This window comes from Streptomyces pseudoechinosporeus (genome assembly GCF_054783935.1).
Genome location: NZ_BAAGPS010000050.1, coordinates 193,474 through 216,245 on the forward strand (window position 1 = coordinate 193,474; position 22,772 = coordinate 216,245).

Here is a 22,772-nt window from a genome sequence, read left to right on the forward strand (position 1 = left end):
AAGACGGGAAGGGTGAGGGCCCATGGTCACTGGAGCGCCGGTGCGTATGCCGGTCAATGTCAAGGTCGCCGTGGCGGGGGTGTGGATTCAGGCTGTCTTCAATGGTCTCGGCGGGGTTTTCATCCTGTCCGAGGTGAACGACCGGCTCGACCACGGCCAGGACGTCGACGGACTGATGCGGCCGCTGGCATACATCTCCATCGTCCTGGCGCTCGTACTGGTCACCTGCGCCGCCCTGGCGCCGAAGCGGTACGGCTGGGTGCGTAACACCGTGCTGGTCATCGAGGCGTTCGCGGTGCTCAGCGGCCTGATCGGGCTGGCCGCCACCGCCACCCCCTCCTACGCCGTCGGCATGGCCTTCGCCATCGGGATCGCGGCCGGGTTCAGCGGCGAGGGAGGGAAGTGGTTCGAGCGCTGAGGGCCGGCAACGGGACCAGGCCAGGACCTCAGGGATGCATCCGCGCCCCCTTCACCACCTTGTCCACGCCGTTGCGCGGCCCGTACACCGCGAGACCCACCAGGTCCAACTCCCCCGCGGCGACGGCCCGTACGGCCGCGCGGTTGTCCCGGTCGTTGCCCGTGGTGAACAGGTCGGACGTGAAGACCGAGCGGGGCAGGGCGCGGGTGAGGGCACGGCTGTGGGCCGCGGTCAGGGTCTCCTTGGAGCCTTCGAAGATCATCACGGGCTGGCGGAACATCCGGAGGTACGGGGTTCCGTCGGCGTCCTCGTACGGCTCCCCGATCACCTCGGGCAGCTCTGTCCCCAGGCCGCTGACCAGGAAGGCGGTCACATTCAGGCGCTGCCAGGACTCCAGGTCGTCCCTCAGGAGTACGGCGATTTTGGTCTCGAAGCGGATGGGTTCGTTGTCCATGGGACGAGACTGACGGCAGTCGTACGCCCCGGTCTTGTACGTTTCTTGCATGGTGTCCCGGCAGGAAGTGTCCGCCTGGCGCCCGCGTGTCCCGGGTGTCGTGGAGGTGTTCCACGCCCACTTCACCGAGTACGCGTACCCCATGCACGTACACGACGCGTGGACCCTGCTGATCGTCGACGACGGCGCCGTACGCTACGACCTCGACCGGCACGAGCACGGCACCCCGCACGACACGGTCACCCTGCTCCCGCCGCACGTGCCGCACAACGGCTCCCCCGCGACCCCGCACGGCTTCCGCAAGCGCGTCATCTACCTGGACGCGACCCAGCTCGACGAGAGCTTCATCGGCCCGGCGGTGGACGGCCCGGACCTGGCGGATCCCGTACTGCGCACCCGAGTTGGGCAACTGCACTCGGCCCTGAGGCACCCGGGTGACGAGTTGGAGGCCGCGAGCCGGCTCGCGCTCATCGGCGAGCGGCTGCGCGGGCATCTGCGGCCCCGGCTGACCGGGGAACGGCCGTCGGCGGACCACGGCATCGCGCACACGCTGCGCGAACTCCTCGACGCCCGCCTCGTCCCGGGCATCGCGTTGGACGAGGCCGCGCGGCTGGTGCATGCCCATCCGGCCCATCTGGTACGGGCGTTCAGCGCGGCCTTCGGTATCGCCCCGCACCAGTACGTGAACTCCCGCCGCGTCGACCGCGCCCGCCGCCTGCTCCTGGAGGGTCGCCCGCCGAGCGAGGTGGCCACCGCGACCGGCTTCTACGACCAGTCCCATCTGACGCGCCACTTCAAGCGGTTGGTGGGCGTGACTCCGGGCCGGTACGCCCGTACTGCCTGATGTGGACCAGGAGTCAGTCGCCGCGCGGTTTCGTGAGATGCGCGAACGCGTCCAGGTTGCGCGTCGATTCGCCGCGCGACACCCGCCAGGCGTACTCCTTGCGGATCGCGGACGCGAAACCGAGCTCCAGGAGGGTGTTGAAACCGCCGTCGGCGGCCTCCAGGACCGAGCCGAGCAGTCGGTCGATCTCCTCGGGGGTGATGGCGGATAGGGGGAGTTTGCCGGTGACGTAGATGTCTCCGAGCGGGTCGACGGCGTAACTGACGCCATAGAGCTTGAGGTTGCGCTCCAGGAGCCAGCGGTGGACGCCGGACTCGTTCTCGTCGGGGTGCCGGATCACGAAGGCGTTGAGCGAGAGGGAGTGTCTGCCGACGATCAGTGAGACGGTCGTGGAGAGCTTGCGGGTGCCGGGGAGCTTCACTACGTAGGTGCCGGGTTCGGGGCTCTCCCACTCGAGTTCGGCGTCCTTGAGGACTCCCTCGACGACCTGTGCGGCCTGCCGTACGTCAGCCATGGTGGGAGCGTACGCGACGGCGGTGGTCGTGGATCGCCGCCGTGTAGACGTCCGCCGTGGCCGCGGCCGCGGTGTTCCAGCCGAAGGACTTGGCGTGCCCGGCGGCGGCTGTGCCCATCCGCTCCGGGAGGGCGCGATTGTCGGCGAAATCGCGCAGCACGCGCGCGTAGTCGACGGGATCGTGGCCGGGGACCAAAATGCCGGTCTCCTTGTTGCGTACGGCGACGGGGAGTCCGCCCACCGCCGCCGCGAGCACTGGAGTGCCACTCGCCTGCGCCTCTACGGCGACGAGCCCGAACGACTCACTGTAGGAGGGCATCACGAGGACGGACGCGGCCCGGAACCAGTCCGCGAGCTGGTCCTGGCCGACGGGCGGGTGGAAACAGACGACGTCGGCAATGCCCAGGCGGGCGGCGAGTTTCTGCAGGCCCTCGGGCTTGGCGAGGCCGCTGCCGCTCGGACCGCCCACTACAGGGACGATGATTTTCGAGCGGAGGTCGGGACGCTCCTCCAGTAGGACGGCTACCGCGCGCAGCAGTACGTCGGGGGCCTTCAGGGGCTGGATGCGGCCCGCGAAGAGAGGGATCAGGGCGTCCTGCGGGAGGCCGAGGCGGGCGCGGGCGGCGGCGCGGCCGTCGGCGGGGCGGAAGCGGTCGAGGTTCACGCCGGGGTGGACGACCGCCACCTTGCCGGGGTCGGCGTCGTAGTGGCGTACGAGTTCGTCGGCCTCTTCGGAGGTGTTGGCGATGAGGCGGTCGGCGGCGCGGACGATCTGGGTCTCGCCGATGACGCGGGCGGCGGGCTCGGGGCTGTCGCCCTCGGCCAGGGCGGCGTTCTTGACCTTCGCCATGGTGTGCATGGCGTGCACCAGGGGGGCGCCCCAGCGTTCGGCGGCCAGCCAGCCGACGTGGCCGGAGAGCCAGTAGTGCGAGTGCACCAGGTCGTAGTAACCGGGGCGGTGGCCGGCCCAGGCCTGCATCACGCCGTGCGTGAAGGCGCACAGCTGGGCGGGCAGGTCCTCCTTGGCAAGGCCTTCGTAGGGGCCTGCGTCGACGTGGCGTACGAGGACGCCAGGCGCGAGTTCCACCTTGGGTGGCAGGCCCCCGGTCGTCGCGCGCGTGAAGATCTCGACCTCGATGTTGATCGCGGCGAGGCGCTGGGCCAGCTCCACGATGTAGACGTTCATGCCGCCGGCGTCGCCCGTGCCGGGCTGGTGCAGCGGTGAGGTGTGCACGGAGAGCATCGCGACGCGGCGTGGCCTGCGGTGCAGCCTGAGCCTTGAGGGTGCCGCCGGTGAGCGACGCCCGAGCCTGCTCACGTACTGGCTCACGTGGCATTCCTCCTTGCTGCGGGCATGCCGGACCGGAGGGCCTGGAGTGCCCTCCAAAGCCGGAACACCGGAGCGCCCCGCTCCATTTCCTCTTTACCGAATCATTGCCGAATCTCGCTCAACCGTTCGAGGCCGCCGTGCGTAGAGGGGATAACAGCTGCACCAGGGGCCCGCTGTCAGAGCCGCCCTCTACCCTCGTACGCATGACATCCCGCGCAGCGCCCCGCCCCATGGGCACGGTGACGCGCGGGACCACCAACCCCAACCGGCTGCGGCGCATGGACCGCTGGATCGCCGCGGTCCACGGCGCCGAACTGCGCCGGGCCGGCGACGCGGTGGCGGTCGACCTCGGTTACGGGGCCGCCCACTGGACCCCGGTGGAACTGCTCAAGCGGCTGCGTACCGTCGCTCCACGCGCGCGCGTGGTCGGTGTCGAGATCGATCCTGCCCGGGTCGCGGCGGCGCGGCCGCACGAGCGCGAGGGGCTCGCCTTCCGGCACGGCGGTTTCGAGATCCCGCTCCCGGAGCGGCCCTTGCTGATCCGCGCGGCGAACGTGCTGCGCCAGTACGAGGAGGCGGAGGTCGCCAAGGTCTGGGCGCGGCTGTGCGCCCGCCTCGCGCCGGCGTACGCCAACTCACGCGGTGGGCTCCTCGTCGAGGGCACCTGCGATGAGATCGGCCGACGGCACGTGTGGGTCGCGCTCGGCCCCGAGGGCCCGCGCACCGTCACGTTCGCCACCCGCCTCGGCTCCCTGGACCGCCCCTCCGACCTCGCCGAACGCCTCCCCAAGGCGCTCATCCACCGCAACATCCCGGGCGAACCGGTGCACGCCTTCCTGCGCGACTTCGACCGCGCCTGGGCGGCAGCGGCACCCTACGCCTCGTACGGCGCCCGGCAGCGCTGGATACGCGCCGTACGCGATCTGGCGGCCGACTGGCCGGTGACGGACGGGGTGACGCGCTGGCGGCAGGGCGAAGTGACCGTGCGGTGGGGGGCGTTGGCGCCTCGCGGGTAGTCCGGTGGCCCCGGCTGTCATCCCGCACACAATCCCCGCGATCCCGCACCGGTGACCCCGCGCCCGTGATCGGCGTGTGCTGATGCGGCGGGAACGATCTCCGCGAGTCGTTCGTCACATGGGCAGGGAGATCATCGTCGAGTGGGCAGGGACCCGAGGGGAGTTGCCGAGTGAGCGGGGGCCCGAGGGGAGTTGGGGGAGTCCTCGCGTGCCTCTGTCGGATTGCGGGGCGTCATGGCACCATCCCCCGAGACATCCGTAAGTTACTGACGGTAAATCAGCTTGGGGAGCGGAGCATGGGAGCGGGCAAGCGGAGCCTGACCACGGCGACCATGGCCCTGGCCTGCGCGGCTGTCATCATGGCAGCGCCCGGGGTGGCGTACGCGAATCCGACACCGAACCCGACACCAACACCGACGCCGACCTCAAAACCCGTGAGCACCAAGGACCTTGAGGCGATCCGCAAGAAGCTGGACAAGCTCTACCACGACGCGGCGGTCGCCACGGACGCGTACAACGCGGCGGAGGAGAAGACCGAGAAGCAGTCCGCCCAGATCGTCGAGCTGGCCCGCGCGATCGTCGAGGGCCAGGCGAAGCTGGACAGGTTGAAGGACCGGGCGGGCGCCGCGGCCCGCGCCCAGTACCGCAGCGGCGGACTGCCGCCCGAGGCACAGCTGATGCTCAGCGACGACCCGCAGGAGTACCTGAACGGAGCGGGCCGGATGCGCCAGGGCGAGCAGGCGACCAAGGGCATGCTCGCCGAAATGGCGCGTACGCAGCGGGACTTGAAGCAGTACGCGAAGGACGCCTCGGCCCAGTGGCAGAAGCTGGAGGGCAACCGCAAGGCCAAGGCCGAGGCCAAGAAGAAGGTCACGAAGCAGATCGCCGCCGCCGAGAAGCTCGAGTCGGAGCTGGAGAAGGACGAGAAGGAGCGGCTGGCCGAGCTGGAGCGGGAGGCCGCGGCCAGGGCACAGACGGCCTGGCTGGACACCGGTGTGCTCGAGGAGGCCAAGGGCGAGGCGACGGCCGCGGGCAAGAAGGCCGTCCAGTACGCGACGGAGCAGCTGGGCAAACCGTACGAATGGGGCGCCGAGGGTCCGGCGACGTACGACTGCTCCGGGCTGACCTCGCAGGCGTGGGCGGCGGCCGGCCAGGCCATCCCGCGTACCTCGCAGGAGCAGTGGAAGCAGCTCGACCGCGTCGACGTCAAGGACATGCGCCCGGGCGACCTCATCATCTACAACGCCGACGCCAGCCATGTGGCGATCTACATAGACGACGGCGCGATCATCCACGCCCCACGGCCGGGGCGGCCGGTGACGATCGCGGGTGCGGGGTCCATGCCGATCCTGGGGGTCGTGCGTCCGGCTGCGTGAGGCGTACGGACGGTGACCCCTGCCGTAAGAGCTCCGGACAGAATGGGAGTCCGATCAGCTTGCGGCGTCTGGTGCGTGCGATCGCAAGGCGCCGGAAGGTCCTCGATGGGGGTCCCCCCGCTCGAGCGAAGCCGAGAGTGAGGGAGGAGCTACTAGGGCCTTTTGGCAACGCGGCTGGGGTCCACCCACGCCCTTAAGGCAGTGGGGGAGTGCGTGTCAGACGTCGCGAGCCGGGCGCCCATTCTGTCCGGAGCTCTAAGCCCCTGCCGCGACCCCTGATACGTGACGCGCCCCACGTGACGTGCAGCACGTTCCGGGGCTCCGCTCAACCCCGGCAACGTGACGTTCGTCATTACCGGCAGAGCCAACTGATGTCCAAATCCGTTACGGGATGCGGCATATGACAGGGGCGGTTTTCCGCACCGAACGCTTTACGCCATTCCTATGTGGCGGCAGCTGACGCTATGGTCCCCGTCGGTGGGCGAGACCCCTTGTCCCACCGTGCCCTCGGGGGGAGGGAAGGAACCAAGACGATGCCCATACCCGTACCGCGGCAGAGAGCGATCCCGGCCGTGGAAGGTGGTCAGGCTCGCGCCGCCTCCAAAGTCGACGCCATGGCCGGCACCGCGTCCACACCGGGCGCCCCGGCCGGTCAGGCGCCACCCTCGGCCACGCGCGACACCGGCGACCTGGCCGGCAGTACCCCGCTGACGCTGCTCGTCATCGAGGACGACCCGGCCGGTTCGCTGAGCGTGCCCGAGCTGCTCGACTCGGCCGGCAAGCCGATCCGGGTCCGTACCGCCCGCAACCTCACCGAGGCCGGGCGGCTGCTCACCGATGACGTCCACTGCATCCTGCTCGACCTCGCGCTGCCGGCGCCCGGCCGGGCCGTCGAGGGCGACGACGAGCTGGCCACGCTCAAGCACGTACTGCGGCTCGCGCCCCGGCACGCCGTCCTCGCGCTCACCGCGTCCGGGGACGCCGAGCGCGGCGCGGAGGCTGTGCGCGTCGGCGCCCAGGACTACCTCTTCCGCGACGAGCTGGACGGCCGGCTGCTCAGCCGCGCGATCCGGTACGCGGTGGAGCGAAAACGGTCGGACACCGCCGAGCGGCGGCTCGCCGAGGGCCGGGTGCGCGCCCAGGAGAACCGCCGCCTGCACCGCGGCCTGCTCCCCACGCCCCTCCTGGAGGGCTCCTCACTGCGGTTCGCCGCGCGCTACCGGCCCGGCCGCTCGCGCGCACTGCTCGGCGGCGACTTCTACGACACCGTGCGCACCCCGGACGGCACCGTGCACGCCATGATCGGCGACGTCTGCGGGCACGGCCCCGACGAGGCGGCGCTCGGCGTGGAGCTGCGCATCGCCTGGCGCGCGCTCACGCTGGCCGGCCTGTGCGGCGACGAACTGCTCGGCACGCTCCAGCAGGTCCTGGAGCACGAGCGGGACAGCGACGAGATCTTCGCGACGCTCTGCACGGTGGACATCGCACCGGACGGCCGCCGCGCCGGCCTGTGCCTGGCCGGACACCCCACCCCGCTGATCGCCCGCTCCGGCCACGTCGCCGAACTGCTCCCGTACGAGAGCGGCGGCCCGGCCCTCGGCCTGCTGCCGAACGCCCGCTGGCCGCGCCGGCAGGTGGAGCTGGGCGGCGCGTGGAGCCTGATGCTCTACACGGACGGCCTGATAGAGGGCCGGATCGGCGCGGGCAAGGAGCGGCTGGGCCAGGAGCGGATGGTCGACATGGTCCGTCGCCAGCTGGCACAGGGCCTGAGCGGCGAGGAACTCCTGAGGGCGGCCGTGAACGAGGTCCGGGACCTCAACGGCGGGGAGCTGACGGACGACGTGGCGGTACTGCTGCTCGACCGGGGGCCGTAAGGAGTGCGCCAGGCCGCACGCCTTAGCGCTCCGCTGGGAATGCGGTTCGAAGCTGCGGGTCCGTCGCGGCTGGTCGCTCCCCCACGGCGGAGCCGCAGATTGACACAGCCCCGCGCCCCTTACGGGGCGCGGTCGCATCCGACCCCGTACGACGCTTCAGCGTCCGCCGTTATAAGGCCCGTACGGACCGTCGCTGCTGCTTCCCCCTGGACGGCCGCCGCCGCCCGAGACCTGCTTGATCGCGGGCCGCACGTCCACGAAGAAGACGATCGTGGCGATGAGGCCGGCGATCTGCAGGAACAGGATCGGCACCAGCAGGTTCACGGCCACCGTGACACCGAGAATGATCAGCCAGAACGGCTTGGTCTTCTTGTCGGCCGCGCGATACGCGTCCTCGCGGGCCATCGCCGCCAGCGCCAGCGCCACCACGGCGAGCACCAGCATGGCGAGGAAGAGCAGCGACATGAAGCCGCCGAATGCCGTCATCAGCACTGTGCCCACCACCCAGTCGAGTCGTCTCTACGCCGTCACCGTACCCGGAGAACGGGTCGGGGACTCCGATAGTGCCCGGAGTCCCCGACGGTTCTTGCCTGGGTGAATCTCTGTTAACGCCCTACACGCCGCTTACTTGCTGGGCGGCGTCGTCTTCTTGGCCGTGCTCTTGCGAGCGGCCGGGGCCTTCTTGGCCGGGGCCGTCTTCTTCGCCTCGGCGGGCTCGGACTTGGCCTCGGCAGGCTTCTCGTCCTTGGCCTCGGCGGCCTCGGCCGGCTCCGGCTTCGGCTCGACGGCGGCCGCCAGCTCCTCGATCTCCTCGGCGGCTTCGCCGCGCCAGGTCTTCACGGTCTGCTCACCGTGCTCGGCGACCTTCTCGTAGGTCTCGCGCGCCTTGACGGCGTACTCGGCGGCCACGCCGACACCGCGCAGGGCGAAGTCCTGAGCGGTCTCACCGATCTTCTTCAGGTCGGTGTCGAGCGTGCTGATGAACTCCGTGACCTTGCTCTGAAGGGTCTCCTGCGCCTCCTTGGCGCGGGTGGCGGCCTTCTCCTGGACGGCGTTCGGGTCGATCTGCTTGACGGCCTCGATACGGGACGGGGCCTCGGTGCGGATCTGCTCCACGATCGTGGGCACCTTCTTGGCCTGCTGGAAGGCAAGGTCGGCGGTGCCGGCGGCGAAGTAGAGCGGGGTCGGGTCGCTGAAGGTCTTGCGCAGGTCGTCGGTGATCGCCATGGCGATGGTCCTCCCGGAATCGCTAAGTGAGGGTTTTATGTGAGGGTTTGTGCGGCGGCGCACGACCGCTGCTCCGCGGTGGGGCTCCGTCGCCCCGGGTCAGCTCGCGGACTGCCGACCGTGCGGTTCACCGCGATCGTTCTCGTCACCCTTGTCGGCCTTATCGGCCTTGTCGGTCTTGCGGTCGTTCTTCGTGTTCTTGGGCCGGCTGTCCTCGTCGTACGGGTCGTACTGCTCGGCCTCGCTGCCGTCGGCCGTGCGGGCCCTGTCAACGGCGGTGACCCGACCTTCCGTTATGCCCTGAGGATCCAGATCATCCTGAACGTCCTGGAATTCCTCGACCGCCTTGATCTCGAAGCCGTTCTCCTTGCGGAAGGACTCGTAGATCTGGAGCAGCACCTGCTTCTGCCGCTCGCTGAGCGTCGGGTCGGCGATGATGACGGCTCGCGTCTCCACCTCGTCCCGGTCCCGCTCGGCATCGAGGATCCCGGCCCGCACATACAGCGTCTCGGCGGAGATCCGCAGGGCCTTGGCGACCTGCTGCAACACCTCCGCGCTCGGCTTGCGCAGCCCGCGCTCGATCTGGCTCAGATACGGATTGGACACCCCGGCGGCCTCGGCGAGCTGCCGCAGACTCAGCTGCGCATTGCGCCGCTGCTCCCGCAGATACTCACCAAGATTGCCGACGTTGAGCGTTGCCATACCCCCACCTTGCCCCAACTCCGCTAACTATTGCAAGCACCTGCTTGCAATAGTGCGCTACGCCACTGCGGCCCACTGCCTGTGACTCGTCACGCTCCGGACACTGTCCGGACCCTCTTCGTGCGGGTGCGATCCGAAGCCGCGGGCACGAAGTGACCATGAACCGGCGTGTCGGAATGCCCACACGCCTTGTCGGCGGAACCGGAAACCTACGGTCTGCTGGTCACCGACGCGTTGGGAGCGGTGGGCATCGGACACGCTCACGCGCCAATTCCTGCCATGAGCGAGGCACGTTCGTGGAGGTCGGCTCTTCGTGGACACCGGCCGTGCCGGCTGAACAAAGATCGCTGCGCTGGACGGCCGGGCGGAAGTCCGCGACGCCATCGACGTCGACGGGCTCCTCAAGGCCGGGTTCACCCGATTCCGGGATGGGCCGGTGTGAGTGTGAGCCGGTTGTCGCTGCCCGGCTTTTTCCAGGTGGTGGCGTTGGCGTGGACGATGTATGCCTCGCTGATTTTGTCCAGGCCCTCGACGACTATCAGGCGGCGATTTCCCTTGACCGCGCCCTGGTCGATCTGGGTGAAGTCAGGGAAGGCACGCAGTATGGGGGTGATGTAGCGGGTGCCGAAGATGTCGAAGACCTCGTACTTCTCGGTCGTGTTGCGCTTTTGGTAGGCCAGGCGGAGGTAGTGCGCTCCGGCGCCTTCGACCATCAGGCGGTAGGCGGGGTGGTCCCGGACGGTGCCGAGGGTGGCGTTCTGGACGTTGCCCTTGTTGCCGGTCATGCCGAACAGGGGCAGGCCGTCGACCAGCGGGGCGAGGGGCCGGGTGCACCAGGAGTCGGCGTCGGTGTAGATGCCGCCGTACCGGGCGAGGAGTTCGAGGCGGAGAAGGTCGGCCCGGATGGCGAGCGGCTGGTCGGCGAGGGCGTCGTAGACCCACTGGTTGTGCAGTACGGGGAGGTTCTTGTCGGTCCAGAGCCGGACCTGGTAGTCGGGGTTGTGCTCCTTCCAGGTGCGGAAGTTGTCCCGGTAGGGGAAGGCCTTCTCGCCGATCCAGATGACGTGGATCAACTTGGGGACGCCTGCCTGCGTGGCATCTGCAACGTTGACAGTGGATCTACGGAATCTGCTGCGGATCACGGCGCCTCCCAGCGGACCATGGTGATGAGGAAGCGGAAGTCGGCCGCCTGTGCGCGGCGGCGGGCTCGGCGCATCGGCCTGTGCTCAGGCCAGTTCGGCGACCTCGCGTGGGCGGTGTCCACGGGGTGGAACCTGGTCTCCAGGCGGATGCCCGAGTGCTCGGACTGGAACGCCGGGCCGACTCGGGCCCAGTACGCCTGGGAGTTCCTGCGGACGCTGTCGCCGTAGTCGTCGCGGTGACGGTGAGCGTGACGAGTCCGCGCCGGAGCCCGAGTCCGCGCCGCGGGCGCCCACTCCGACGATGAGCCTCAGCGCGGACCCCACCGCCCTCACGGCCCCGCCCCTGCGACGCACAGCCCTCATCCCCACCCCCAGTTCCGCCCGCCCCCCGACGCGCGTAAAAGAGGATGGTAGAACCGTCCCGCAGGTCGGGGCAGGACCTCACGTGTTGCCTTTGGGTTCCATCGGTGTGACACGAGCAGCGTGAAGTCACGTGGGGTGACGGGACTCAGGGCAACATCTCGGCGACCGCCAGGACGAAGCGACGTCAGGGTCGAGTGTCAGAGGAACCCTTTTCCGAGACACCTTGAGACGTCGCTTCGTATAGGACAGGAGTTGGCCTAGACGGCTCCTACTGTCGGAGGTGGATTCTCGGTTGTCCGACATCAGGAGCACAGGATGAGTTACGTCAGCAGCATCCAGCCGGACGGTACGCCCACATGGATCGACCTCCGGGTGCCTGACCGGGAGCGCGCGCTGGAGTTCTACGGTGCGCTCTTCGGCTGGGAGTACGACCCGAGGGCCACAGAGACCGGCCTCGGCACGGTGTGCCTGCTGCACGGCCGGCCTGTCGCGGCCATCGCACAGGCCCCGGTCACCACGGGCTCCGGCTGGAACATGTACTTCGCCACCGCGGACTGCGACGGCATCGCCAAGCGCATCGTCGACGCGGGCGGTTCCCTGCTCAAGGCTCCGACCGACGTCGGGGACCAGGGCCGCACGGCCATCGCCGAGGATCTGGTCGGCGCCCGCTTCGGTCTCTGGGAGGGGCGGGCGCACCTCGGCTGCGAGGTCGTGAACGAGCCCGGCTCGCTCGTACGGAACGACCTGGTCACCCCGGACCCCGAACCCGCGCGAGCCTTCTACGCGGCCGTCTTCGACTACACCCTCGACCTCAACGAGACCCTCCCGGACCTCGACTTCACCTTCCTGCGCCGCGGGGACGGCCACGAGATCGGCGGCATCTTCGGCCTCCCGACCGCCCCCAAGTCCGTCTGGGCGACCACCTTCGAGGTGGCCGACACGGACGCAGTGGTGCAGCGCGCCATCACGGCAGGCGCCGCCGCCGGCGCCCCCGAGGACACCCCTTACGGCCGGAGCGCCACCATCACGGACCCCTTCGGAGTGGAGTTCTCAGTCATCACGAGACTCTGAGCTCCGATTCTGCGACTCCTCCACCGCGGTGAACCCGACAAGCAGGCCCACCATCGCGCCCACGGCCACCGCTCCGCGCACGACCCAGAAGATCGTGATGGCCCAGGCCCGCACCGCGAGAGTGTGCCCGGCAGTGGCTGCAGAGTGAACTACGCACTGGCGCAAGGGTATTTGCCGCGTACCTCAGGCTGGTGCGGTCTGGCCGCCCCGCCCGATACAGCGGTGCGGGGCGGCCACCTCAGAAGTTCTCCACCAGCAGGGTCGCCAGCCACAGCAGCACCGCCAGCGTGGCGAGCAGGCCGATCGCCTGGACGACCCAGCGAGGAATCCCGCGCATCGCGTCCCTCCTCACCTCGGGTCCTGCCCAGGTTCTACCCTCACCGGATCAAATCAGCGCGTTGAGCTCCCGCAAGCTCCTACCACGAACTGCGGCGCTTCCCGCCCGACATCTCCTTGGAACCGGAGGTCCCCTTCGGCTCCTTCTTCGGGAACACGGTGTAGGCCAGTGCCACCATCGCGTGCACGCCGACCACCGAGGACAACCACTCGCGCCACTGCGGCAGTTCGGCGGTCCGGGCCGGGTCGTCCACTCCGACGATCATGAGCTGGATGAAACCGGCGCTGAGGGCGCCGGCGATCAGCGTCTTGAGGAAGAGGTTCCATTCGTGCGTGGCCCGCTTGCTGCCGTACTTCGGGGGCGGAGCCGGAGCCTCCGCTCCCGCGAAGCGGTGCGCGAACTTGCCGTCCGCCCAGCGGATCAGATAGTGCCCCCAGGCCAGCGTGAAGCCCAGGTAGACAGCGGCCAGGCCGTGCTCGAATCCGGCCGTCGTGCCCCGGCGCAGGTCCTCCACGGTGGCTGCGACGAGTACCAGGTCGACGAGGGGGACGCAGGCCAGCAGCACGTTGCTGGCCCGCTGCATCCGAAGTACGTAGCGCACTATGAGACCGAGCAGGATGACGGCCCAGAAGCCGATCTCGCAGGCGACGATGATGGTGACGATCAAGGCAGCTCCTTATAGGGCTGAGGTGGGGGGCCTGGGACGTCGGGGCGGTGCAGACTCGCAGACTTGCCTACCCGCCGGGCATCTCAATTCGTGTTCCAAGTCTGGGGAAACCGGGGCCACTTTCGCGTCGGCGTGTGAGCTCGCGCCGTACCGACTTTGGTCGCGGGGGGCCTCGGCCGTTGGTCGGGGGCCCGCGGGCCGGATTCCGCTGGGCACGGAGCTGGGCAAGGAACTGGGCATGGCAGAGTGCCGGTACGGAGACCCCTCGCCTCCGTACCGGCACCCGTATCACCTTTCAGTCAGCCTCATGACCTCGAGAGGCTGGCTGAGGAGGGACAGAGCCAGCGCCTGTCCCTACCGCACTGGTCAGCTGCAGGAGACGCTGACGGACGAGGCGGCGGCCTCCGCCTCGCGGCGGCCGGCGATCTCCAGACCCTGCAGGTCGAGAACGGCCATGAGGAACACCTCTTTCTTTTTCGGGTTGTTGACGTATGGTTGGTTCTCCGGGCTTGGTTCGCCCGGCACTTCATGGGGCTCGGTTCATCAGCAGGAGACGCTGACGGACGATGCGGCAGCCTCCGCCTCGCGGCGGCCGGCAACCTCCAGACCCTGCAGGTCGAGGATGGCCATGTGAAACACCTCCTTCTCGGGGTTCCGTTTGGTTCTCCGGGCTTGGTTCGCCCGGCACTTCATGGGGCTCGGGTCGTCAGCAGCCAATGCTGACGGACGAGGCGGCGGCCTCCGCCTCGCGGCGGCCGGCGACCTCCAGACCCTGCAGGTCGAGGACGGTCATGTGAAACACCTCCTTCTCGGGGTTCCGTAGGGACGGGGGTGCCGTACTCACGGGGAGTGCGACGGTTCCGACGGCCCAGGAGCCGCCGTCCCGCGCCGCTGGTCAGCCATCGCACCTGGCTGACGTCGCGGAGCGGAGTCCATGGGGGTGAGGAAGGGCAGCAGCTGTGCCGCCTTCCCACCGGGGGCTGTCACGCCGAGTGCCAGGAGCAGTCCGGCACTTCCGGTCGCCACATCCGTCGACAGGCGCAGCTGGCCCCTGCCGGGGAAGGCGAGATGACCGCGGTACGCGAGGGCGTGGGCGCCCAGTCGGGACAGATGGCGCTCCACCGTGTTGGGTCCCACAGTGCCGGATGAGTCCGGCCCCCGGTCCGCCGCGTCGGCGTGTAGCTGAGCCGCGGCGCCGATCAGGCCGGCTCGGCCGGCGAACAGCCCGCACTCCAGCACGAAGTCGGCGGCGCAGGACTTGGTGAGTCCGCCCATCGCCGTACGGACACGGTCGTCTTCGCGGTGCCTGAGCAGTTCGGCCGCGACCAGGGCGATTCCGGCGCTGCCCTCGGCCAGATAGGGCATGGTCCTGAAGCCCTCGTCCACTTGGAGGGTGCCCTGGACCGAGGGCACGCATCGGTCCAGGTCACGGTGGAGGGCCTGGACGGCGAGGTCCAGTAGCGCCGGGTCGCCCGTCCGCTCGTACAGCCTGATGAGGAAGAGGGCGGCGCCCGACCAGCCGTACAGCAGTCCCACCGGATCGGTGGGGTCGGGAGTGTCCGCCGTCAGCCGCGTGGCGACTCGGCCGGCGAGGGTCACCGCCTCGGCCAGGCCCTCCGGATGGCTTCCGGTGCTCCCGAGATGCAGGAGACCGAGACCGATTCCGGACAGTCCGCGGTAGAGGTCGGTGCAGCGCAGTGCGGAGACGACGGGGGCCGCCCGCTCCACCAGGGCCAGGGCCGACTGGCGGTCGCCGAGGAGGTCCAGTACGTGGGCCGCTCCGTGCAGACCGTCGTAGAAGCCCGGCCTCGGGGCGCGGGTCCTGGCCGTGGCGCCGCGGAGCCAGTCCGCTCCGTCCTGGAGCATCCGCTCCGCGCCCTCGACGGTGGCCGCGTCCGGTGTCGTACGCAGTGCCCACAGCACTCCGGCCGCTCCGTGCGCGAATCCCCAGCCGCCGTCCGGGAACTGCTCGTACCCGCCCGGGAAGAGCCGGTCGTCGCGCTCCGGTGTGGCGGTGGCCAGGATGCCCCGGACCAGCGAGCCTCGCGCGCTTGTCCACAGCTCCGCTGAATCCCCTTCCTCCGGCAGGACCTCCGTGGCCCTGCGGAGCACAGGCGGGCAGGCGCCCAGGTCCGGCGCGGCGGCCTTCGGTGCTCCGTGCACCAGGTGCTCGCGCAGGTCATCGGCGTAACCCGGCGGCAGCGGGAAGGAGTTCTCCGCGTAGGCGATGAGGTCCTCCGCCTTACGGGGCGTCAGCGCCAGCAGAGCGTTGAGCGGTACGAACAGCCACAGCCGCAGGGCGGCGAGCGCGTACAGGTCGGCGGCGGAGCCGGACAGCCCGGAGTGGACGAAACCGGGGTTGCCCATGCGCGGTCGGTCGGTGTCGTCGACCGGCGCCGCGGCCTCGTAGTCGATCAGTGCGACCGAGCCGTTCTCGCGGACGATGATGTTGCCGGGGTGCAGATCGCGGATCGCCACACCCTTGGCGTGGACGGCGGCGACCAGCTCCTCGATACCGCGCAGCACGCCGAGGGCCTGTTCGGTGTAGTCGGCGACGGCCCGGGGGTCCGGTTCCGGCACGGTGAGCGGATGGCGCAGCGCCAGCCAGCGCTGGAGCGAGTCTCCGTCGACGTACTCCATGGCCAGGAAGCGGTGGCCGCCTGCCTGGAAGGTGTCGTACAGCCGGGGAACCCCCGAAGTGCCGTCCAGGGTGCGCAGCGCCCACTCCTCGGTGGCCAGCCGTTGTACGGCGTCGCGGCCCGCTCCGTCGAGGCCGGCCAGGGGGCGGGCTTCCTTCAGCACCACGCGGCCGTGTTCTCCGGTGGCCAGATAGACGCCTCCGCCGTTGGAGAAGTGCAGGGCCTCCTCGACCCGGTACGGGAAGTCGGCCGCGGACCCGGCGACATTCGTGTGTTCGGCCAGGCAGGCGGGCAGCGGGGCCCAGGCCGGCGGGCGGAAGACGGGGCCGCGGCGGTCCGGGACGAGCTCGCCGCCGGGCTCCTCGACGGCGAGTACGAGACGTCCGTCGGCGTCCTCGCAGTACTGCGAGGTGAATCCGCCGTAGCGCACGTGCAGCGGAGTCTCGCCCCACCGCAAGTCGCCCAGGATGCGCGGCGCCTGAAGCCCCGTCAGCGAGGTCTCTAGGGTACGGAGAGCCTTCTCCAGCCGCGTGTCGTCCTCCGGGTAGAGCGTGATCAGCTTGCTCGCGGAGGACCGCGGGGCGTACTTGAAGCTGTAAGCGCGCAGTACGTCCAGGGTGCGCAGGTGCTTGAAGGTGAGTCCCTCGGCGTAGCAGTACTCGGCGACGGTCTCGAGGGTCCGCTCGGCGTGCTCCTGGACGGCGGCGACGTGGATCTTCCAGCCCTGGCGGGGCAGTTGGACGTTCTCGGGGCGGTGAGTGATCCAGGTGCCGTTGTCGTCGGTGCGCCACCCCGGGGGGAGGGCCGGGGGCCGCAGCCGACCGGAGTCGGAGTCACCCTGCAGGCGGGCGGGGTCCTCGAAGAACACCCGGTCCGCGAGGAGGTAGAGATCGAGGTTGGCGATCATGGCTGGGCTCCGCGTTCGTGACGTGGGGCGGGGAGGTGGTCTGGGAGCCGGCGCCGGCCGGGGGAAGGGGCACCGGCCGGCGCCGGGGGTCGGTCAGCCGGGGTGTTTCCCGGTCAGCTGGGACAGGGAGGTCACCGGGTCGCCGGCCAGGTACTTCTCGACGAGCCGCCGGGCCTCTTCCTTGGCCGGGCCGGGCAGGAACTCCAGTACCGGCGGGTTGCCCTGGGAGGCGGCGGTGCTGTTCAGGCTCTCGTAGTACTCGTTGCGCAGCATCGACCACGCCGCGGCATGGTGGTACTCGCCGTCGAGGAAGTAGTAGTCGCGCAGGATGCCCTCCAGGACGAAGGGGCCGCGAATCATGGTCCTGGTGACGTCCCGGTTGAACAGCGCGGTGGTGGCCTCGACCCGGTGGGCGCCCAGCTGGTGGAAGAGATAGTCCACGAGCAGCACGCTGGCGTCGGCGGCGTACCCCCTGTTCCACAGCTCGGGGTCGCCGACCGCGGTGCCGATGGAGTATGAGCCCTCCCGGCCGACCTTGCGGTAGCTGACCACACCGACCTTTTCTCCGCCGATCACCTCGATGATCAGGTGGCGGACGCGGCCGCTGCGGTTGATGTCCTCCACGTCCTGGGGGGACAGCGGTTCCCAGTCGTTGGTGAGAACGGCCGCCGGTGAGGCGGGGCGCACCCATCGGGCGATGGCTGCCCAGTCGTCCTGGTCCGGCCAGGTGAGCGACACCAGTCTGCCGCGCATGGGGGGTTCCTCTCCGGTCTGAAGCCTTTGACTGTCGTAGTCGAGGGGGGGAGCGTTCCGGGGTGGAGCAGGGCGGTGCGGGGTCGAGCGGGTCGTACGGGTGGAGCGGGACGGGTCAGTCTTCCCAGCGTCCGGCGACCAGTACGGCGTTGTGCCCGCCGAAGCCGAAGGATGTGGTGACCGCGACGCGGGTGTCCCATGGGCGGGGTGCTCCTCGGACGAGGTCCAGGTCGGGCTCGTCCGGCTGGTCGCAGTTGATCATCGGAGGGATGGTTCCGTGCTGGATGGCGAGGACCGTGGCGACGAACTCCACCGCGCCGGCCGCACCCAGCATGTGCCCGGTCATGCTCTTCACCGCCGTGACGGGGATACGGGTCGCCCGCTCCCCGAACACCATGCGCAGGGCCAGGACTTCGGTCCGGTCGTTGAGCAGGGTTCCGGTTCCGTGTGCGTTGAAGTGGTCCACGTCGGCCGGAGTGACACCGGCGTCCCGCAGCGCCTCGTGGATGGCGCGCAGGGCGCCGGTCGCCTCGGGGTGCGGCGCGGTGGCGTGGTAGGCGTCGGTGGAGGTCCCGGATCCCAGTACCTCGGCGAGAATCGGTGCCCCTCGGCGCCGGGCGTGTTCGGCCTCTTCGAGCACCACCACCCCCGCCCCCTCGGCCATGACGAATCCGTCGCGGTCTTTGTCGAAGGGCCGCGAGGCCTGTTCGGGAGTGTCGTTACGGGTGGACAGGGCACCGGAGTTGGCCGTACCGGTGAGGTCGACACGGGTGACGGCGTGGTCGGTGCCGCCGGCCAGGACGACATCGGCGCGGCCGAGGCGGATCCAGTCCGCCGCCTCGCCGATGGCGGCCGTGCCGGTGGCGCAGGCCGCCGCGATCGAGGCGCTCGGACCCTGGAGGCCGAACTTCAGCGCCACGCTACTGATGGCGCTGTCGATCCCGCTGGCCGCCGCGTAGTACGGCGTGACCGCCCGCGGTCCGCGCAGCCGAAGGTTTTCGAGGCTTTGGTGCACCACGTCGTTGGCTCCGTAGCCGGAGCCGATCAGCACCCCGGTGCGAGCCGCCGTGTCGGGATCGTCGACGACGTCGAGCTTGGCCGCGGTCAGGGCCTCGGCCGACGCGGCCACGGCGAACTGCGCGAACTTGTCGATCCGTCGGCTGAAGGTCCGCGGCATGGTCTGGTCGGGCTGGAAGTCCTGGACCTGGCCGGCTATGCGCACCGGCAGATCGGAGACGTCGAACCCGGTGACCGGGCGAACTCCGCTGCGTCCCTGAAGCAGTGACTGCCAGAAAGCCTCGGTGCTGTTTCCGACCGGGCTGACCACGCCACTGCCAGTGACCACGACACGGCGCTCGTGCCTCTGACTCATCCGACTCTCCCTTTCCGGAGACTGTGCCTGGAACGGTCCGACGACACCCGGGGAATTCGCTGGGTGTCACTTCCGTCTCGTTCCCGGCTCCATCAACTTGTCACACGCGAGTCACAAGAGTCAACAGTTATGACTAAGTGAGTCACGAACTCATGTCATGGCTTGCTTCCAGGCCTGCGTCCGAGGGCTGCCGGAGCCCGCGTACGAGTGCCACGACTCCCCCGGCGGCCGCCGCGAGGGCCGCCGCCAGCAGCAGTGCCGGCACCGCGCCGAGGACGTCCACGAGGGCGGTCGCGGCTCCGACCCCCAGCAGGTAGCACAGGCCGACCACGGTCTCGGCGCTGCTCAGCACCCGCCCGCGGAGCGCGGGCGGCACCCGTTCCTGCATCTGCGAAAGCACCACCGGATCGATCGGGGCGGACACCGCCCCCGCGCAGGCGAGCGCGACCACCGCCACCCAGGGGTGCGGCCACAGGCCGGGAACCGCCAGGAACAACCCCAGCAGCACAGAGGAGCCGACGAGGAGTGTCCGCACCGGCAGCCTCGGCGCCAGTGCGGCCGACAGCGCGGTCCCGATCAGCGAGCCCCCGGCGAACGCGGTGATCAGCACCCCGAGCAGGGCCGGCGACTCCAGCACCTGGCGTACGTAGGCGACGAGCACCACGCCGGTCAGGCCGCTGTCCAGCGCGGTGAGCACCGCCAGCAGCACCACCAGGACCCGCAGCACCGGATCACGCAGCAACACCGAGACACCCTCGAGCAGTTCACGGGCCAGGTTGGGCCGGCGGCCGGGATCGGGGTCAGGGGCGGGGCCGTTGTCGGGGCCGGTGTCGGGGGCTGCCCCGTCCGCTTCGCCGCCTTCATCCCGTATGGCGGGAATGACGCGGAGCGCGAACAGCACGCCTGCCCCCGCGAGGTTGAGGCAGGCGTCCGCGACCAGGGCCGACCGCGCTCCGGCCGCCGCGGTGAGAAGCCCGGCGAGCAGCGGACCGACCAGCATGGCGAACTGCCGCATGCCCACCAGCAGCGAGTTGGCGCGGGTCAGACGGGTGCGGGCCGCCTGTGCCACCTCGGGCACCAGCGTCTTGACGGCGGTGCCTCGCGGCGCTCCGGCCGCGCCGAGCAGGCCGACCAGGGCCATCAGCAGCCAGAGGGGCAGCGTGCCCGGAGAGAGCACCGCCAGCACCAGCAGCAGCGCGGCGGTCAGCAACTGGGCGCCGATGGCCATCCGGCCGCTGCCCGCCCGGTCGATCAGGGCCCCGGCGGGAAGCCCCGCCAGAAGCTGTCCGCCGGCCAGCGCCGCCACCGCGACCCCCACGGCCACGGTGCTCGAGGAGTCCTCGATGAGCAGCAGCGGCAGTGCCACGTACGTCATCGAGGAGCCCATGGAGGAGGCGGACGAGGCGACGGCCAGCAGCGTGGGACCGTACCTGCGCCTGAGCCCCGGGACAGGAGGACGTCGATGCCGTCCCAGCCCCGGACCTCGGCGGGGCTTACGGCGCCGGCCGCGTTTGTGGTCGGACGTCCGCGCCACGAGCTCGGGCATGGTCAATACCTCCGCGGTCACCTGGGGCGGCTGACGCCGCAGGCAGCACGGAGACCATGTCACAGAATTTGACTCTGGCCAAGCAAAGTGAGTTATGAAGTTGTCATGAGGCTCAGCAAGGGAGACTCATGGAGGGCGCCATCAAAGCAGCTCGGCGTCCCTGGCCAGCAGCGCGACCTGGACCCTGTTGGACAGGTCGAGCTTGACGAGGATCCGGGAGACATGGGCCTTGACCGTCGCCGGGCTCATATGGAGCTCCTCGGCGACCTCCGCGTTCGACTTGCCCTGCCCGATCGAGGTGAAGACCTCCAGTTCCCGCTCGGTGAGGGCGCGCAGCTTCTCCAGGGCCTCCTCCCGGCGGGCGGCGTCGCCGCGATCGGCCAACCGGCCGATGAGCTGCCGGGTCACCGCCGGGGACAGGATGCCCTCGCCCGCCGCGACCAGCCGGACCGCGCGTACCAGCTCGGGCGGCGAGGTGGACTTCAGCAGATAGCCCACGGCGCCGCTCTGCAGTGCGCGCATCACCTGGTCGTCGTTGTCGAAGGTGGTCAGCATGACGACCTTCGGGGGCCGCTGGGTGCGGCGCAGCGCCGCGGTCGCCGCGATTCCGTCCATGCCGGGCATCCCGATGTCCATGAGGAGTACGTCGGGCCGGTGCCGTGCGACGGCTCCCGGGACCTGCGTGCCGTCCTCGGCCTCGCCCACCACCCTGATGTCCTCCGTACCGCCGAGGATCATCGACAGCGCGGACCGGACCAGGGGATCGTCGTCCACGATCAGCACGCGAATCTCGGAATCAATCGCGGAACCAGTCTCGGAATCGCTCACGTCGCTCACGCCGACCACGGTAGCCATACGGAGAGCCGGTAGTCGCCGTTGTCCAGACGACCGTGCTCAAGTCGGCCGCCGACCAGGCGAGTTCGTTCCGTGAGACCGATGATGCCCGTACCGGTGCCGGGAATCGCCGGGCCGACCGGACTGCCGACGGGACTGCGGTTGACCACCGCGGCATGCAGCTCCCTGCCGGGAGTCCCCTGAACCGTCACCCGGACACTGGCGCCGGGAGCGTGCTTGCGCGCGTTCGTCAGTCCTTCCTGGACCACGCGATACACCGTGCGCCCCAGGTCGGCCGGGACCGCGTCGGGATCGGCCAGCTGGTTGTCGAGCCGTATCCTCGCCCCGGCCTGAACCGACTCCGCGACCAGCTTGTCCAGTCCGGCAAGACCGGCGGTCGACGCCAGCGGCACGATCTCGTCGCCCGCGGAGTCCGCAGAGCCCACGGAATCCGCGGAGTCCTCCCCGTCCAGCGGGTCCTCGCGCAGGACGCCGATCACCTCCCGCAGGTCGAGCAGCGACCGGTGTGCGGCGTCGCGGACGATGCCCGCGGTCCGGGCGAGTTCCGCGGGCGGCAGGTCCGGGCGGTACTGCATGGCTCCCGCCTGCATGCTCAGCAGGGAGAGCCGGTGGGCCAGCACGTCGTGCATCTCCCGGGCGATACGGGTCCGTTCGGCGCGCCTGGCCTCGTTGACCCGCAGCTTCTGCTCGGTCTCGGCGGCCAGGGCGCGCTCGTGCCAGAACTGGACCAGTTGCCGGCGGGCCCGCACCAGCATGCCCCACGAGGCGACGCCCCAGAGGAACAGCGTGTAGGCGAGCAGCGAGAGCCACAGCGGCCTGCTCTTCTCCGGATGAAGCATCAGGAACGGTACGAGGGTGAGCGTGTGCAGGCCGCAGACCAACGCGGTCGTCCGGAACGGGCGGTACACGGCGACGGTGGCCACCGCGACGGCGATCGCCCCCGAGGCCATCGCGGAGAAGAGGGAGACGGGCAGCAGTGCCAGCGCCAGGGTGACAGGCCTGCGGCGCCTGCCCCACAGAGCCAGACAGGACAGCGAACCGCACACCAGGTCGGCCGTCCACAGCGGCCGGTTGGAGGCCTCGGGCGAACCGGGGTAGATCACGAAGAACAGCAGTACGCCGAGGCCCCACGCCACCAGGAACCACATGCCGTCGACGAGCGCGTCACGGCGCGGGCGCGGGGCCGCCTCCGTCCTCCAGAGGCCGGCCAGCAGCCGGGGAACGACCCGTACCGTGGCCGTATCCGGCGCTTGTGACAGCCCGCCCGCGGGCAGCGAACTCCCCGCGTCACCGCCCGTTCCCGGTGTGCCTTCCTGAATCTCCATCGCGGCCAACAGTATGGCGTGGCATGGACACGTGGTACGG

General features: G+C 70.1%; 22 protein-coding genes. 7 read left to right on the forward strand and 15 right to left on the reverse strand.

The features are described 5' to 3' along the window. Positions 1-22: 22 nt before the first annotated feature. Complete coding sequence (locus ACYVO6_RS34990; protein WP_461068360.1) at positions 23-418, forward strand: hypothetical protein; 396 nt, start codon at positions 23-25, stop codon at positions 416-418. Between the two features lie 28 nt (positions 419-446). Here ACYVO6_RS34990 and ACYVO6_RS34995 read toward each other — a convergent pair whose 3' ends face one another. Then, on the reverse strand, positions 447-872 hold the full coding sequence (locus tag ACYVO6_RS34995; protein WP_461068362.1) for a DUF2000 family protein: 426 nt from the start codon (positions 870-872) through the stop codon (positions 447-449). A gap of 49 nt (positions 873-921) precedes the next feature. On the opposite strand from ACYVO6_RS34995, the gene ACYVO6_RS35000 reads away from it, so the two are divergent. Then, positions 922-1,716, forward strand: a complete 795-nt coding sequence (locus ACYVO6_RS35000) for a helix-turn-helix transcriptional regulator (protein ID WP_461068364.1) — start codon at positions 922-924, stop codon at positions 1,714-1,716. A gap of 13 nt (positions 1,717-1,729) precedes the next feature. Here the strand turns inward: ACYVO6_RS35000 and ACYVO6_RS35005 are convergent, their stop codons facing one another. Beyond that, complete coding sequence (locus ACYVO6_RS35005; RefSeq protein WP_461068366.1) at positions 1,730-2,230, reverse strand: type III secretion system chaperone family protein; 501 nt, start codon at positions 2,228-2,230, stop codon at positions 1,730-1,732. Then, the gene (mshA, locus tag ACYVO6_RS35010; RefSeq protein WP_461068368.1) at positions 2,223-3,560 is read right to left on the reverse strand and encodes a D-inositol-3-phosphate glycosyltransferase; all 1,338 of its coding nucleotides are present in this window, start codon (positions 3,558-3,560) and stop codon (positions 2,223-2,225) included. The genes ACYVO6_RS35005 and mshA overlap by 8 nt, the downstream gene beginning before the upstream one ends. A gap of 203 nt (positions 3,561-3,763) precedes the next feature. On the opposite strand from mshA, the gene ACYVO6_RS35015 reads away from it, so the two are divergent. From ACYVO6_RS35015 to ACYVO6_RS35025, 3 genes are all read left to right on the forward strand, one after another. Then, positions 3,764-4,576 (forward strand): class I SAM-dependent methyltransferase, encoded by an 813-nt coding sequence (locus ACYVO6_RS35015; protein ID WP_461068370.1) that lies wholly within the window; start codon positions 3,764-3,766, stop codon positions 4,574-4,576. Positions 4,577-4,872: 296 nt separating this feature from the next. Continuing rightward, entirely contained in the window at positions 4,873-5,952 is a 1,080-nt protein-coding gene (locus ACYVO6_RS35020) for a C40 family peptidase (RefSeq protein ID WP_461068372.1), read from the forward strand. A 533-nt stretch (positions 5,953-6,485) separates the two neighbouring features. Further along, positions 6,486-7,826, forward strand: a complete 1,341-nt coding sequence (locus ACYVO6_RS35025) for a PP2C family protein-serine/threonine phosphatase (RefSeq protein ID WP_461068374.1) — start codon at positions 6,486-6,488, stop codon at positions 7,824-7,826. Positions 7,827-7,982: 156 nt separating this feature from the next. On the opposite strand, the gene ACYVO6_RS35030 is transcribed toward ACYVO6_RS35025, so the two are convergent. The 4 genes from ACYVO6_RS35030 to ACYVO6_RS35045 form a co-directional block, all read right to left on the reverse strand. Next, positions 7,983-8,312: a DUF2516 family protein gene (locus ACYVO6_RS35030; RefSeq protein WP_461068376.1), complete on the reverse strand. Its 330-nt coding sequence runs from the start codon at positions 8,310-8,312 to the stop codon at positions 7,983-7,985. 138 nt (positions 8,313-8,450) lie between these two features. Continuing rightward, a complete protein-coding gene (locus ACYVO6_RS35035) occupies positions 8,451-9,053 on the reverse strand; it encodes a hypothetical protein (RefSeq protein ID WP_461068378.1) in 603 nt (200 codons plus the stop codon). A 99-nt stretch (positions 9,054-9,152) separates the two neighbouring features. Beyond that, a complete protein-coding gene (locus ACYVO6_RS35040; protein ID WP_461068380.1) occupies positions 9,153-9,755 on the reverse strand; it encodes a helix-turn-helix domain-containing protein in 603 nt (200 codons plus the stop codon). A gap of 413 nt (positions 9,756-10,168) precedes the next feature. Continuing rightward, positions 10,169-10,897 (reverse strand): glycosyltransferase family 32 protein, encoded by a 729-nt coding sequence (locus ACYVO6_RS35045; RefSeq protein WP_461068382.1) that lies wholly within the window; start codon positions 10,895-10,897, stop codon positions 10,169-10,171. Positions 10,898-10,921: 24 nt separating this feature from the next. Between ACYVO6_RS35045 and ACYVO6_RS35050 the strand changes: the two genes are divergently transcribed. Together ACYVO6_RS35050 and ACYVO6_RS35055 are read left to right on the forward strand one after the other, a co-directional pair. Continuing rightward, the gene (locus tag ACYVO6_RS35050; protein ID WP_461068384.1) at positions 10,922-11,125 is read left to right on the forward strand and encodes a hypothetical protein; all 204 of its coding nucleotides are present in this window, start codon (positions 10,922-10,924) and stop codon (positions 11,123-11,125) included. 450 nt (positions 11,126-11,575) lie between these two features. Then, a complete protein-coding gene (locus tag ACYVO6_RS35055; RefSeq protein WP_461068386.1) occupies positions 11,576-12,331 on the forward strand; it encodes a VOC family protein in 756 nt (251 codons plus the stop codon). Between the two features lie 416 nt (positions 12,332-12,747). On the opposite strand, the gene ACYVO6_RS35060 is transcribed toward ACYVO6_RS35055, so the two are convergent. The 8 genes from ACYVO6_RS35060 to ACYVO6_RS35095 all read right to left on the reverse strand — a co-directional run bounded on the left by ACYVO6_RS35060 (position 12,748) and on the right by ACYVO6_RS35095 (position 22,732). Next, positions 12,748-13,335 (reverse strand): hypothetical protein, encoded by a 588-nt coding sequence (locus ACYVO6_RS35060; RefSeq protein WP_461068388.1) that lies wholly within the window; start codon positions 13,333-13,335, stop codon positions 12,748-12,750. 706 nt (positions 13,336-14,041) lie between these two features. After that, entirely contained in the window at positions 14,042-14,179 is a 138-nt protein-coding gene (locus ACYVO6_RS35065) for a hypothetical protein (RefSeq protein WP_461068390.1), read from the reverse strand. Next, entirely contained in the window at positions 14,176-16,881 is a 2,706-nt protein-coding gene (gene lanKC / locus ACYVO6_RS35070) for a class III lanthionine synthetase LanKC (RefSeq protein WP_461068392.1), read from the reverse strand. The genes ACYVO6_RS35065 and lanKC overlap by 4 nt, the downstream gene beginning before the upstream one ends. A 93-nt stretch (positions 16,882-16,974) precedes the next feature. Beyond that, entirely contained in the window at positions 16,975-17,634 is a 660-nt protein-coding gene (locus ACYVO6_RS35075; protein ID WP_461068394.1) for a GNAT family N-acetyltransferase, read from the reverse strand. A gap of 115 nt (positions 17,635-17,749) precedes the next feature. After that, positions 17,750-19,006 carry a beta-ketoacyl-ACP synthase II gene (fabF, locus tag ACYVO6_RS35080; RefSeq protein ID WP_461068396.1) on the reverse strand — a complete coding sequence of 419 codons (1,257 nt, stop codon included), beginning with the start codon at positions 19,004-19,006 and terminating at the stop codon, positions 17,750-17,752. Positions 19,007-19,148: 142 nt separating this feature from the next. Beyond that, positions 19,149-20,552: an MFS transporter gene (locus tag ACYVO6_RS35085; RefSeq protein ID WP_461068398.1), complete on the reverse strand. Its 1,404-nt coding sequence runs from the start codon at positions 20,550-20,552 to the stop codon at positions 19,149-19,151. 141 nt (positions 20,553-20,693) lie between these two features. After that, a complete protein-coding gene (locus tag ACYVO6_RS35090; protein WP_461068400.1) occupies positions 20,694-21,407 on the reverse strand; it encodes a response regulator in 714 nt (237 codons plus the stop codon). Beyond that, positions 21,386-22,732: a sensor histidine kinase gene (locus ACYVO6_RS35095; protein ID WP_461068402.1), complete on the reverse strand. Its 1,347-nt coding sequence runs from the start codon at positions 22,730-22,732 to the stop codon at positions 21,386-21,388. Before ACYVO6_RS35095 ends, ACYVO6_RS35090 begins: the two co-directional genes overlap by 22 nt. Positions 22,733-22,772: the final 40 nt, after the last annotated feature.

Bases quoted from the DNA above. Each gene is read 5' to 3' on its own strand.
- ACYVO6_RS34990 (WP_461068360.1), top strand. From the start codon at position 23: ATGGTCACTGGAGCGCCGGTGCGTATGCCGGTCAATGTCAAGGTCGCC.
- ACYVO6_RS34995 (WP_461068362.1), bottom strand. From the start codon at position 872: ATGGACAACGAACCCATCCGCTTCGAGACCAAAATCGCCGTACTCCTG.
- ACYVO6_RS35000 (WP_461068364.1), top strand. From the start codon at position 922: ATGGTGTCCCGGCAGGAAGTGTCCGCCTGGCGCCCGCGTGTCCCGGGT.
- ACYVO6_RS35005 (WP_461068366.1), bottom strand. From the start codon at position 2,230: ATGGCTGACGTACGGCAGGCCGCACAGGTCGTCGAGGGAGTCCTCAAG.
- ACYVO6_RS35015 (WP_461068370.1), top strand. From the start codon at position 3,764: ATGACATCCCGCGCAGCGCCCCGCCCCATGGGCACGGTGACGCGCGGG.
- ACYVO6_RS35020 (WP_461068372.1), top strand. From the start codon at position 4,873: ATGGGAGCGGGCAAGCGGAGCCTGACCACGGCGACCATGGCCCTGGCC.
- ACYVO6_RS35025 (WP_461068374.1), top strand. From the start codon at position 6,486: ATGCCCATACCCGTACCGCGGCAGAGAGCGATCCCGGCCGTGGAAGGT.
- ACYVO6_RS35030 (WP_461068376.1), bottom strand. From the start codon at position 8,312: ATGACGGCATTCGGCGGCTTCATGTCGCTGCTCTTCCTCGCCATGCTG.
- ACYVO6_RS35035 (WP_461068378.1), bottom strand. From the start codon at position 9,053: ATGGCGATCACCGACGACCTGCGCAAGACCTTCAGCGACCCGACCCCG.
- ACYVO6_RS35040 (WP_461068380.1), bottom strand. From the start codon at position 9,755: ATGGCAACGCTCAACGTCGGCAATCTTGGTGAGTATCTGCGGGAGCAG.
- ACYVO6_RS35050 (WP_461068384.1), top strand. From the start codon at position 10,922: ATGAGGAAGCGGAAGTCGGCCGCCTGTGCGCGGCGGCGGGCTCGGCGC.
- ACYVO6_RS35055 (WP_461068386.1), top strand. From the start codon at position 11,576: ATGAGTTACGTCAGCAGCATCCAGCCGGACGGTACGCCCACATGGATC.
- lanKC (WP_461068392.1), bottom strand. From the start codon at position 16,881: ATGATCGCCAACCTCGATCTCTACCTCCTCGCGGACCGGGTGTTCTTC.
- ACYVO6_RS35075 (WP_461068394.1), bottom strand. From the start codon at position 17,634: ATGCGCGGCAGACTGGTGTCGCTCACCTGGCCGGACCAGGACGACTGG.
- fabF (WP_461068396.1), bottom strand. From the start codon at position 19,006: ATGAGTCAGAGGCACGAGCGCCGTGTCGTGGTCACTGGCAGTGGCGTG.
- ACYVO6_RS35085 (WP_461068398.1), bottom strand. From the start codon at position 20,552: ATGCCCGAGCTCGTGGCGCGGACGTCCGACCACAAACGCGGCCGGCGC.
- ACYVO6_RS35090 (WP_461068400.1), bottom strand. From the start codon at position 21,407: ATGGCTACCGTGGTCGGCGTGAGCGACGTGAGCGATTCCGAGACTGGT.
- ACYVO6_RS35095 (WP_461068402.1), bottom strand. From the start codon at position 22,732: ATGGAGATTCAGGAAGGCACACCGGGAACGGGCGGTGACGCGGGGAGT.